Source organism: Devosia sp. FKR38, from assembly GCF_005222805.1.
GTDB lineage: Bacteria > Pseudomonadota > Alphaproteobacteria > Rhizobiales > Devosiaceae > Devosia.
Window position 1 is genome coordinate 354,587 of sequence record NZ_STGC01000005.1, and the last position, 11,242, is coordinate 365,828.

Annotated in this window: 11 protein-coding genes; 6 read left to right on the forward strand and 5 right to left on the reverse strand. The window is 64.4% G+C overall.

All coding sequences use genetic code 11. The features are described from left to right. Positions 1–33: 33 nt before the first annotated feature. A complete protein-coding gene (locus E8M79_RS06825) occupies positions 34–957 on the forward strand; it encodes a glycine--tRNA ligase subunit alpha (RefSeq protein WP_137151186.1) in 924 nt (307 codons plus the stop codon). A 15-nt stretch (positions 958–972) separates the two neighbouring features. On the opposite strand, the gene rnk is transcribed toward E8M79_RS06825, so the two are convergent. Continuing rightward, positions 973–1,377, reverse strand: a complete 405-nt coding sequence (gene rnk / locus E8M79_RS06830) for a nucleoside diphosphate kinase regulator (RefSeq protein ID WP_137151187.1) — start codon at positions 1,375–1,377, stop codon at positions 973–975. A gap of 305 nt (positions 1,378–1,682) precedes the next feature. On the opposite strand from rnk, the gene E8M79_RS06835 reads away from it, so the two are divergent. The 3 genes from E8M79_RS06835 to glyS all read left to right on the forward strand — a co-directional run bounded on the left by E8M79_RS06835 (position 1,683) and on the right by glyS (position 6,263). After that, complete coding sequence (locus E8M79_RS06835) at positions 1,683–2,243, forward strand: LemA family protein (RefSeq protein WP_137151188.1); 561 nt, start codon at positions 1,683–1,685, stop codon at positions 2,241–2,243. Between the two features lie 14 nt (positions 2,244–2,257). After that, complete coding sequence (locus E8M79_RS18365) at positions 2,258–4,171, forward strand: DUF2207 domain-containing protein (RefSeq protein ID WP_171015761.1); 1,914 nt, start codon at positions 2,258–2,260, stop codon at positions 4,169–4,171. Positions 4,172–4,238: 67 nt separating this feature from the next. Then, complete coding sequence (gene glyS, locus E8M79_RS06845) at positions 4,239–6,263, forward strand: glycine--tRNA ligase subunit beta (protein ID WP_137151189.1); 2,025 nt, start codon at positions 4,239–4,241, stop codon at positions 6,261–6,263. Here glyS and E8M79_RS06850 read toward each other — a convergent pair. Further along, positions 6,260–6,601 carry a hypothetical protein gene (locus E8M79_RS06850; RefSeq protein ID WP_137151190.1) on the reverse strand — a complete coding sequence of 114 codons (342 nt, stop codon included), beginning with the start codon at positions 6,599–6,601 and terminating at the stop codon, positions 6,260–6,262. The two genes, glyS and E8M79_RS06850, sit on opposite strands and share 4 nt — an antisense overlap. A gap of 208 nt (positions 6,602–6,809) precedes the next feature. Between E8M79_RS06850 and E8M79_RS06855 the strand changes: the two genes are divergently transcribed. Together E8M79_RS06855 and E8M79_RS06860 are read left to right on the forward strand one after the other, a co-directional pair. Next, a complete protein-coding gene (locus E8M79_RS06855; RefSeq protein WP_137151191.1) occupies positions 6,810–8,186 on the forward strand; it encodes a sulfotransferase in 1,377 nt (458 codons plus the stop codon). Between the two features lie 40 nt (positions 8,187–8,226). After that, a complete protein-coding gene (locus E8M79_RS06860) occupies positions 8,227–9,207 on the forward strand; it encodes a DUF808 domain-containing protein (protein ID WP_137151192.1) in 981 nt (326 codons plus the stop codon). Between the two features lie 45 nt (positions 9,208–9,252). On the opposite strand, the gene rnhA is transcribed toward E8M79_RS06860, so the two are convergent. From rnhA to ispH, 3 genes are read right to left on the reverse strand one after another with little or no spacing between them, the layout of a single operon-like run. Further along, complete coding sequence (gene rnhA / locus E8M79_RS06865; protein ID WP_137151193.1) at positions 9,253–9,699, reverse strand: ribonuclease HI; 447 nt, start codon at positions 9,697–9,699, stop codon at positions 9,253–9,255. Further along, positions 9,696–10,217 (reverse strand): GNAT family N-acetyltransferase, encoded by a 522-nt coding sequence (locus E8M79_RS06870; RefSeq protein ID WP_137151194.1) that lies wholly within the window; start codon positions 10,215–10,217, stop codon positions 9,696–9,698. Before E8M79_RS06870 ends, rnhA begins: the two co-directional genes overlap by 4 nt. After that, positions 10,214–11,185 (reverse strand): 4-hydroxy-3-methylbut-2-enyl diphosphate reductase, encoded by a 972-nt coding sequence (gene ispH / locus E8M79_RS06875; RefSeq protein WP_137151195.1) that lies wholly within the window; start codon positions 11,183–11,185, stop codon positions 10,214–10,216. The genes E8M79_RS06870 and ispH overlap by 4 nt, the downstream gene beginning before the upstream one ends. Positions 11,186–11,242: the final 57 nt, after the last annotated feature.

An 11,242-nucleotide genomic window follows, 5' to 3' on the forward strand; every position in this document is an offset into this window, starting at 1 on the left:
TAGAGGTTTGTGCCAGTTAGCAGGGACTGCCAAATGACCAACCGCCCATCCTACATGGACCCCAAGAATTCGTTCCAGGGTCTGATCCTGACGCTGCAGCAATTCTGGGCGGAGCAGGGTTGCGTGATCCTGCAGCCCTATGACATGCCGATGGGCGCCGGTACCTCCCACACGGCCACCGTGCTGCGTGCGCTCGGGCCCAAGCCCTGGAACGCTGCCTATGCGCAGCCTTCGCGCCGCCCCAAGGATGGCCGCTATGGCGAAAACCCCAATCGCCTGCAGCACTATTACCAGTTCCAGGTAATCCTCAAGCCCTCGCCAGCCGACATCCAGGAGCTCTACCTCAAGTCGCTCTATGCCATTGGCCTCGACCCGGACGTACATGATCTGCGCTTTGTCGAGGACGATTGGGAAAACCCGACCCTGGGCGCCTGGGGCTTGGGCTGGGAAGTCTGGTGCGACGGCATGGAAGTCAGCCAGTTCACCTATTTCCAGCAGGTGGCCGGCTTTGAGTGCAACCCCGTGGCGGGCGAGCTGACCTATGGTCTGGAGCGCCTGGCCTGCTATCTGCAGAATGTGGACTCCATCATGGAGCTCAACTTCAACGGCGGCGTGGGCGATGCCAAGGTGACCTATGCCGACGTGTTCCTGCAGAACGAGCAGGAGCAGTCCAAGTATAATTTCGAGGCTGCCGACACCGATATCCTGTTCCGCCACTTCCTCGATGCCGAAAACGAGTGCCGGGCCGTGCTGGCCAAGGGCGCCGATGGCAATCGCCAGACCATGGCCATCCCGGCCTATGAGCAGGTGCTCAAGGCCGCGCACAGTTTCAACCTGCTCGATGCGCGCGGCGTCATCTCGGTGACCGAACGGCAGAGCTATATCCTGCGCATCCGCGAGCTGGCCAAGAGCTGCGGCGAAGCCTGGCTGCAGACCGCCGGCGGCGGCGCAGAGTAAGAGTCCGCGGCGCCCTCAGGGCGCCGCCACATTCAGCACGGTCAGCATGTGCTTGCGGTTGTCGCGGCCGCGCCAGGTGATCGACTGGCCCTTGCGCAGGCCGATCAGCGCCGTCCCCACCGGCGTCATCACTGAAATGCGGCCGCGGGCAATATCGGCATCCGCAGGATAGACCAGCGTCACCGTCGGATGCTGGCCGCTGTCGGTGCGATAGGTGACCTTGGAGCCCATGCGCACAATATCGGACGGCACGGCGCCATCCTCGACCACGCGGGCGCGTTCAAGTTCATAGAGCAGATTGTCGGACTGGTCCGGCGTGTGGTCGAGGCCCGCTATGGCCAGGATATTGAGCTGCCGGTGATCGGCTTCTCCCAGCACGATGTCGGGGCTGAGGTCGTTGAAGGGCGCAAGTGCGGTCATGGTCGTGAACTTTATGAAATGCGGCCGCCCGCGCGCGGACTGCGCGGCGGTACGACCGGAAAAAATGGGAAATGATGCGCCAGGAATTCGCTGTGAACGCGGCAAGCCTACCCTAAGCAGGCGCCGGCGCTGGCAGCGTGCTTAGGGGTGAAATCCCGCCAGGGGATTTTCCAGCCAATGGGTCGCAATCCTGATCATGCCAATAACTTAGGAAGCGCTGGCGGCAAGTCAAGTGGGACCATTGCGCGCGCCGCTGGGCGGTGCCACTGTCGCGCCACGCACATGCCTCTGAGGGAGCCTGCATCATGATCGGTTGGATTATTCTGGGTCTGGTGGTGGTCGCCGCCTTTTACGCCGTCAGCATCTACAATGGCCTGGTCAAGAACCGGCAGATGGTTGAGGAGGGCTGGTCCGGCATCGACGTGCAGCTCAAGCGGCGCACCGATCTGATCCCCAATCTGATGGAGACCGTGAAGGGCTATATGAGCCATGAGCGCGAGACGCTGGAGGCGGTGACCAATGCCCGTGCCGCCGCCACCAGCGCGGCCAATGGCACGCCCGAGCAACGTGCGGCGGCCGAAGGCCAGTTGTCCGGCGCGCTGGGCCGGCTGATCGCCACCGCCGAGGCCTATCCCGACCTCAAGGCCAATACGACCTTTCTCGAATTCCAGGCGGCGCTGCAGACCGTCGAAGAAGAAATCCAGATGTCGCGCCGCTACTACAATGGCGCGGTGCGCAACCTCAATGTGATGGTGGAATCGGTGCCGTCCAACTTCATCGCCGGTCCCTTCGGCTTCCAGAAGGCGCAGTATTTCGAGCTGGACAGCCCGGCCGAGCGCGCAGTGCCCACCGTCAAGTTCAATTGACGGCAATGGCCCTCGTGGTCCGGTCCCTTCTCGCACTGACCCTGGCGCTGCTGCTGGTATTTCCGGTGGCCGCGCGCGAAGTGATCCGCGCCTATGACAGCGACATCACCCTGGCGCGCGACGGCACGGTGACGGTCGCCGAGACAATCGTAGTCAATGCCGAGGGCAACGAGATCCGGCGCGGCATCTATCGCGACATTCCCGTGGTCATGCTCGGCAGCGACGGCGCCAAGGTACGGCCCGACCTCACTGTCCTCTCGGTGACCCGCGACGGTTCTGACGAGCCATATCGCGTCGAGCGCATGGGCAATTTTATGCGCATCTGGATCGGCAATCCCGATGTGTTCCTCGATTATGGCCGCCACAGCTACACCATCACCTATACCATGAGCCGCATGGCGCGTTCCTTCGCTGACCATGACGAGCTCTATTGGAACGTGACGGGCAATTTCTGGGTCTTCCCGATTGAGGCGGCCAGCGCCCGGGTGAGCTTGCCCAATGGGGCGGTGATCACCCAATTGGCCGGCTATACCGGCGTGGTCGGCTCAACCGAGCAGGCCGTCGCCAGCAAGCGCAATGCCGACGCCACCGCCAGCTTCCGCGCCACACGGACGCTGGGCGCCGGCGAGGGCATGACCATCGCGGTGGCCTTCAACAAGGGCGCCATTGACCATCCCACCGGCCTCGCCGCGCTGCTGCAGTCCATTGCCGATCTGCGCGACACCATCGTGCCGGTGCTGGCCGCGCTCTTGGCGCTGGCCTACAACGCCATTGCCTGGTTCCGCGTCGGTCGCGACCCCGAAAAGGGCATCATTATCCCGCTGTTCCATGCGCCCAAGGGCTTCTCGCCTGCGCTGGTGCATTACGTGCACAAATGGGGCTTCGCCAATTCCGGCTGGGTGGCGCTGACCGCCTCGATCTTCAGCCTGGGCGTCAAGGGCCTGGTGACGGTCGACAACAGCACCGATACGCTGCGCATCACCCGCACCAACAAGCAGCCCGACGAAAAGCTGCCGGCGGGCGAGGAAAGCCTCTTCGCCTATTTTTCCCGACTGGGCACGGTCTCGATCGACAAGACCCATGGCCCGCAACTCGAAAAGCGCCGCGCGGAATTTGTCGGCGCCATCGAGGCAGAAAACCGCAGCGCCTGGTTCAAGACCAATACCGGCTTTACCATCCTGGGCTATCTGCTGGCCTTCGTGCTGCTAGGCGGCATGGTGTTCCTCGACATTCTCGACCCGGTCTGGCTGATCGGCTCGGTGATCGTGGGCATCTTGCTTGCCTCGCTGGGCGGGCTCGCCGGCAAGGGCATGAGCGGCGGCATATTTGCCCGTGCCTTCACCCTGATCTGGGTGGCGGTGGTCGGCTTCAACGTAGTGGGCTTTGCGCTCGACAGCTTCACGTCCCTTTCGATCAACGTGGCGTCGGTCGCCGCCGTCTCCATTGTGCTGGTGACGGTGATCTTCGCCTTCCTGATGCGCGCCCCCACCGTGCAGGGCCGCAAGGTGATGGACCAGATCGACGGGCTCAAGCTCTACATGGAGACCGCCGAGAAGGACCGCATGAACATGGTCACGGCGCCGCCCATGACCGCGAGCTTCTTTGAGCGTCTGCTGCCCTATGCCATCGCCCTGGGCGTGGAAAAGCCTTGGACAGATCACTTCGAGGCCGAACTGGCCCGCCATGCGGTCAGCGACGTCACCGGCACCTATGCGCCTGCCTGGTATTATGGCGGCCAGCCGCGCGGCTTTGGCAATGCCAGCTCCAGCATCAGCAATGCCGTCAGCACAGCCGCCGCCAGCATGACGGCGGCCATGGTGGCCTCCCAGCCGGTACAGGCCAGTTCCTCCGGCTTTTCCAGCGGTGGCGGCGGCGGTGGTGGCTTCTCCGGCGGCGGCGGCGGTGGCGGCGGTGGCGGCGGCTGGTAATCGGCTTATGGACATCGCCGCCTGCCCAAGCTAAGCAAAACCGCGCTTTCTAACCCTGGTATCCGCTATGCCCGAACTGTTGCTCGAACTGTTTTCCGAGGAAATCCCCGCCCGCCTGCAGCGGCGCGCGGCTGAGGACCTCAAGAAGGCGGTCACCAATGCGCTGGTGGATGCCGGGCTGGTCTACGAAGGCGCCCGGGCTTTTGTGACGCCGCGCCGCCTGGCACTGACCGTGACCGGCCTGCCGGCCCGCTCGCCCGACACCCGCGAAGAAAAGAAGGGCCCCAAGGTCGGCGCGCCGCAACAGGCCATCGACGGCTTCCTGCGCTCGGCCGGGCTGACCTCGCTCGACCAGGCCAAGATCGAATCCGACCCCAAGAAAGGCGATTTCTACGTCGCCCAGATCGACAAGCCCGGCGCCGATGCGGTGAGCCTGCTGTCGACCATTCTGCCCAAAATGCTCACCGAATTCCCCTGGGCCAAGTCCATGCGCTGGGGCAGCGGCAGCTTTGCCTGGGTGCGTCCGCTGCGCGCCATCACCGCCACCTTCGGCAGCGAGAACGAAGACCCCGTGGTCATTCCCTTCCAGTCCAACGAACTGACCTCGGGCCAGACCACCTTTGGCCACCGGTTCCTGGCGCCCGACGCCATCACCGTGCGCCGCTTTGACGACTATGTGACCGCGCTCGAACGCGCCAAGGTCGTGCTCGATATCGATCGCCGCAAGGACATCATCCGCGTCGATGCAGAAAACCTCGCCTTCGCCCAGGGCCTGAGCGTGATCGCCGACGAAGGCCTGCTCGAAGAGGTCGCCGGGCTCGTCGAATGGCCCGTGGTGATGATGGGCAGCTTTGATCCGGCCTTCCTGCGCCTGCCCGAAGAGGTGATCATCGCCACCATCCGCGCCAACCAGAAATGCTTCTGTCTGCGCGATGCCGACGGCAAGCTGGCGCCCAAGTTCATCATCACCGCCAATACCATCGCCTCCGACGGCGGCGCCGTGATCACCGCCGGCAATGAGCGCGTGATCCGTGCGCGCCTCAGCGATGCTGTCTTCTTCTACGATGGCGATCTGTCGCTGCCGCTCGAGCATGGCCTGCCCAAGCTGGAAGACACCGTGTTCCACGCCAAGCTGGGCAGCCAGTTTGCCCGCGTCGAACGCCTGGTCAAGCTGGCCGGCGAGATCGCGCCCGTGGTGGGTGCTGATCCCGAGCGCGCCAAGCGCGCCGCCATGCTGGCCAAGGCTGACCTCACCACCGGCATGGTGGGCGAGTTCCCCGAACTGCAGGGCCTGATGGGGCGCTATTATGCTGCCGCCCAGGGCGAGCCGGCAGATATCGCGACCGCCATGGAAATGCACTACAAGCCGCTCGGCCCCACCGACAAGGTGCCCAGCGAGCCGGTGTCCATCGCCGTCGCGCTGGCCGACAAGCTCGACTTGCTCACCGGCTTCTGGGCGATCGATGAAAAGCCGACTGGTTCGCGCGACCCCTTCGCGCTGCGCCGCGCCGCGCTGGGCGTGATCCGCATCCTGATCGACAATGCAATCCGCATGCCGCTGAAGGTCGAGGCCGATCTCCTGGCCTTTTTCCATGATCGCCTCAAGGTGATGCTGCGCGATGCCGGCGCCCGCCACGATCTGGTGGACGCGGTGATTGCAGCCGACAGCAATGACATGTTGCAGATCAGCCAGCGTGCCGAGGCCCTCTCGGCCCTGCTGTCGTCCGAAGACGGCAAGAACCTGCTGGCCGGCTACAAGCGCGCTGCCAATATTCTGGCGGCCGAGGAAAAGAAGGACGGCAAGGCCTATGGCGGCGCCGTCGTCCAGGGTGCGCTGGTGCTGCCCGAAGAGACCACGCTGGCCTTCGCGGTCGACGCTGTGCACGCCGCAGTGACCAAGCATGTGGCGGCTGACGACTATCAGGCCGCCATGGCTGAACTGGCCTCGCTGCGCGTGCCGGTCGATGCCTTCTTCACCGCCGTGCTGGTCAATGACGAGAACGCGGCTGTCCGCGTCAATCGCCTGACCCTGCTGGCCCGCCTGCGCGACACCATGCATCTGGTCGCCGATTTTTCGAAGGTCGCCGGCTAGGAGTCCTGCGGAAGGGCGCAGGTCAATGCGCCCTTGTCGGTGGTGAAGCTGAAGATCGTGTCACCATAGTCATCGGTGACGAAACTGCCCTTGAGGTGGATATCGGCCAGGGGCCCGGTGAGCGCATCCACGCTCGGGCCGGCTGACGCCAGCTGCCCCTGGCCACGTTCAATCACCTCCGACGCAAAGTCATAATCCCCCGCCACGAACAGGCTCAGGGTGCCGAATACGGCGCCCGCCGCATCGACGCAGGCATAGATGCCCGGCGGCGGAAACTGCGCATAGGCCGGCGACACGGCAGCCATCAGGCTAAGCAAGGGCAGGGCAAGGCGTTTCATGGGGGCGATATCAGCCCCGCGGGGCGCCCGCATGCAAGTCATAGTCCCGTGATCGCCGCATGGCTGATGGGCGCTGGGAGCCCTATGCGACCACACCCCAATTGTTACAGATTTGTCATGAACCGTAACTTGCGGGTTTTTTGAGCAGCGCCCAAACTTTACCCATCGCGCCGGATGGCTCGACGCGACGTTCATAAGAGTTCTTCATTTGCAGATTGCCCCAACCCTGGTCGAGGTCGCCTGGCAGCTTCTGGGGGCCCGGCGCTTTGAAGAGTCAGCGCGGCAAGCGCGCCGGGCCTTGGCGAGCAATCCGGACAATGCCTCGGCGCTGGCCTGTGCTGGCATGGCCGAGTGGGAGCTTGGCCATTCGGTTGCGCACTGCATTGCCTTGCTGCAGCGCGCCGTGGACCTGGCGCCCGAGGTAGGGCCGCATCGCCATAATCTGGGGACGCTGCAGGCGTCGATGGGTGATATGGCGGGCGCCTATGCCAGCTTTGCTGCTGCGTTGCGCATTCGTGGCGACGACACGCTGGCCTTCTATGCCATGGCGCAGAATCATCGCTTCACCGAACCCGAACCGGTCATCGACGACATGCTGGCGCTTTACGGCTCGGGCATGCTCAGCCGCACGGCACTGGAGTTCCTCTGCTTCGGCCTGGCCAAGGTCTATGCCGACATGGGCAATCGCGCCCGCGCCATGCATTTCTGCATCGAGGCCAATTGGCTGGCCGACCGGCCCTATGACCGCATGCGCGAGCGTCGCCGAGTGCAGGCCCTGCTCGACATCGCCAGGGCCCACAGGCTGCCGCTGACCACCCAGCCGGTTGACGGTCCCGCGCCGGTGTTCATCGTTGGCATGCCGCGCTCAGGTACCACGCTGGCCGAGGCCATATTGGCGCGGCACCCGGCGGTGCTGGCGCTGGGCGAAAGCCCGCTGATGGGGCAGGTGGAGCACGAGTTGACGGGGGGCGACTCCAGCCGGCTGACCAGTCTTGATGCCGGGCAGTTGTCGGCGCGCGCGCAACAGGCCATGCGCACCATGGCCAGCGGCGCAACGGGCGCTACCCGAGTCGTGGTCGACAAGACGCCCGACAATGCCTTTCGCATCGGCCTGATTGCGGCGCTGTTTCCCAATGCCCGCATCATCCATATGCGGCGCCACCCGCTCGATTGCGGCCTGTCCAATCTGTTCACCCGCTTCACCGCCGGGCAGGGCTTTGCCTTCCGCCAGGTCGATCTGGGCGAACGCATCCGCCAGACCGCCGATGTCATGGCGGCCTGGAAGGCCAGCGTGCCGCTGCCCATGCTCGATCTGAGCTATGAAAGCCTGGTCGCCGACCCGGAGGCCCAATCGCGGCGGCTGATCGATTTCGTCGGGCTCGACTGGAATGACGCCTGTCTCACCCCTGAGCTGGATCAGCGCCAGATCCACACCGCCAGCCAGTGGCAGGTGCGCCAGAAGATCAATACCGCCTCGGTGGGGCGCTTTGTCGGTTATCGCGAATGGCTGTCGGCAATGATCGAGGCCATGGGCGGCGAGGCTTGGGTGGAGAGCGAAACACAGGACCAGTTGCGCGCCGGCTAGGGTGCTGTAAAGGTCTGCGCAAAATCACCAGGGTCTTGCCATGAGTATTGGTCTTCTTGCGCTGCTCGACGATGTCGCCGGTCTGGTCAAGGTCGCGGCGGCGTCGCTGGACGATGTTGCCGGCCAGGCGGCCAAGGCGGGCGTCAAGGCCGCTGGCGCTGTCATCGACGACGCCGCCGTCACCCCCAATTATGTCAACGGCTTCACCGCCGACCGCGAACTGCCCATTGTCGGCAAGATCGCCTGGGGTTCGATTAAGAACAAACTGCTGTTCCTGCTGCCGGCCGCGCTGCTGCTGAGCCTGTTCGCGCCCTGGGTCATCACCCCGTTGCTGATGATCGGCGGCGCCTATCTGAGCTATGAGGGCGCCGAAAAGATCTTCCACGCCCTGCGGCCCCATGATGCCGAGGTGCACGAAGCCGGGCTTGAGCCCGTGCTGATCTCTGCCGAGACACTGGAGGACCAGAAGGTCGCCGGCGCCATCCAGACCGATTTCATCCTCTCCGCCGAGATCATGACCATCATTCTGGCGGCCATCGATGTCGAGGATTTCTGGACCCGCGCTGCCATTCTGGCCCTGGCCGGCATCGGCATCACGGTGGCCGTCTATGGCGCGGTCGCGCTCATCGTCAAGGGCGACGACTTTGGCCTGTGGATGGCCCGCCATGCCCGGAGCGGGCTGGGCCGCGCCTTTGGCCGCGGCATAGTGGTGGCCATGCCGGTGATCATGCAGGCGCTGGCCGTGATCGGCACCGCTGCCATGACCTGGGTGGGCGGCAGCATCATCGTGCACGGGCTTTATGAATTCGGCATCGATTGGCCTGAACATCTGGTCGAGGGCGCCGCGCATTGGGCCGAGGCGGCCACGCCGGCCATCGCAGGCTTTACCGGCTGGCTGGCCACGGCCGCGGTCGATTTCGTCTTTGGCATCATCCTGGGCGCCATTCTGATCCCGATCGTGGGACTGGTGCTGGCTCCGGCCATGAAGGCCATCAAGCGCCTGCTGCCCAAGCGGGCCTGACGTGGCCTTCGCCTCTCCTCAAGGGGAGGGGCGACAAGGGGCCGCTTAGCGCTTGCCCTTGAAGGGCGCCATGCCCTCATTGGCCAATTGGTCGGCCCGCTCGTTGAGTTCGTGGCCGGCATGGCCCTTGACCCATTTCCAATCGATGGTGTGGCGCTTGCTGGCTTCGTCCAGCGCCTGCCACAGCTCGACATTCTTGACCGGCTTCTTGTCGGCGGTCTTCCAGCCGTTCTTCTTCCAGCCGTGCATCCAGCTCTGCACGCCATTCTTGACGTATTGGCTGTCGGTATGCAGCTCGACCAGGCACGGCCGCTTGAGCGCATTGAGCGCCTCGATGGCCGCGGTCAGCTCCATCTTGTTGTTGGTCGTCAGCTCGGCGCCGCCCTTGAGCTCCTTGGTGTGCCCGCCATATTCCAGAATCGCGCCCCAGCCGCCGGGACCCGGATTGCCCGAGCAGGCGCCGTCGGTATGGATGGTGACGGTATCAGTCATGACGCGGCCCGCTTGTATTGGTAAAACTGGTGCGGCATGTCCGCGAACTGCATCGCATAGGTCGGCGTCATGCCGATCTTTTCCAGCACATGGCGCGAGGCTGTGTTGTCGCGATGGGCGAAGGCTATGAAATGTTCGTCTGTCCGGGTGGCAAAGTACCAGTCGCGCAGGGCTGCGGCGATCTCGGTGGCATAGCCCAGGCCCCAGAACTCCGAGGCCAGCCCATAGCCCAGTTCCGGCTCGCCGGTGCGGGCATGGATGCTGAAGCCGGCGCGACCGACAAAACGCCCGTCGCTGCGCCGCACCAGCCGATGCTTGCCCAGGCCGTGCTCGGTCCATTCCATCAGCCAGTTCGACAGGCGGGTCTCACACTTTTCGCGCGTCCAGGGGACCCCGGCGATATCGTAGAAGCGGGCCACCTTGAGGTCCGATTGCAGCGCCACCAGATCGTCCAGCTGGTCGGCGCGCCAGGGCGCGAGCGCCAGCCGCTCGGTTTGCAGGATAATCGCGTCGCTCACCGCGAGACCGCAGCTTCAATGGTCCGCAGCTCGCGCGGAATGTTGAAGGCAATGTTCTCCTTGGCCGTGACGCGCGCCTCGACCTTGATGTCATAGCGCTGGGCAAAGGCCTCGATGACCTCGTCCACCAGCTTTTCGGGCGCCGAGGCGCCGGCCGAAACGCCCAGCGATTTGATGCCCTCAAAGCGCGCCCAGTCGATCTCGGACGCACGGTCGACCAGCATGGAGATCTTGCAGCCGGCGCGCTCGGCGACTTCCACCAGGCGCAGCGAATTGGACGAATTGGGCGAACCCACCACGATCATGGCATCCACTTCCGGCGCTATGGCCTTGATGGCCTCCTGCCGGTTGGTGGTGGCGTAGCAGATGTCTTCCTTGTGCGGCCCATTGATGGCCGGGAAGCGCGCCTTGAGCGCGGCGACGATCTCGCGGGTGTCGTCCACCGAGAGCGTCGTCTGGGTGACAAAGGCCAGGGTCTGCGGATCCTTGGGCTCGAACACCTGCGCATCGGCGACAGTTTCGATCAGCGTGATGGCGCCGGCCGGCAGCTGGCCCATAGTGCCCACCACTTCGGGATGGCCCTTGTGGCCGATCAGCACGATTTCGTGACCTTCGGCAAAATGCCGCTGCGCCTCGACATGCACCTTGCTCACCAGCGGGCAGGTGGCATCGAGGAAGAACATGTTGCGGCTCTTGGCATCGGCCGGCACCGACTTGGGTACACCATGCGCCGAGAACACCACGGGGGCGTCGGTTTCAGGGATCTCGCTGAGCTCCTCGACAAACACCGCGCCTTTGTCGCGCAGGCCATCGACCACATATTTGTTGTGCACGATGGCGTGGCGCACATAGACCGGCGCGCCATATTTTTCGAGCGCCAGCTCGACGATCTGGATGGCTCGGTCGACCCCCGCGCAAAATCCGCGTGGGGCACAGAGCAGAATGTCTAGGTGTGGCCGCTTTTCCATAGCAGATCAGATGCTTTCGACGGCCCGGCAAGTCAAGTCTTGTTGCAGCCGCCATGC

Bases quoted from the DNA above. Each gene is read 5' to 3' on its own strand.
- E8M79_RS06825 (WP_137151186.1), top strand. From the start codon at position 34: ATGACCAACCGCCCATCCTACATGGACCCCAAGAATTCGTTCCAGGGT.
- rnk (WP_137151187.1), bottom strand. From the start codon at position 1,377: ATGACCGCACTTGCGCCCTTCAACGACCTCAGCCCCGACATCGTGCTG.
- E8M79_RS06835 (WP_137151188.1), top strand. From the start codon at position 1,683: ATGATCGGTTGGATTATTCTGGGTCTGGTGGTGGTCGCCGCCTTTTAC.
- glyS (WP_137151189.1), top strand. From the start codon at position 4,239: ATGCCCGAACTGTTGCTCGAACTGTTTTCCGAGGAAATCCCCGCCCGC.
- E8M79_RS06850 (WP_137151190.1), bottom strand. From the start codon at position 6,601: ATGAAACGCCTTGCCCTGCCCTTGCTTAGCCTGATGGCTGCCGTGTCG.
- E8M79_RS06860 (WP_137151192.1), top strand. From the start codon at position 8,227: ATGAGTATTGGTCTTCTTGCGCTGCTCGACGATGTCGCCGGTCTGGTC.
- rnhA (WP_137151193.1), bottom strand. From the start codon at position 9,699: ATGACTGATACCGTCACCATCCATACCGACGGCGCCTGCTCGGGCAAT.
- ispH (WP_137151195.1), bottom strand. From the start codon at position 11,185: ATGGAAAAGCGGCCACACCTAGACATTCTGCTCTGTGCCCCACGCGGA.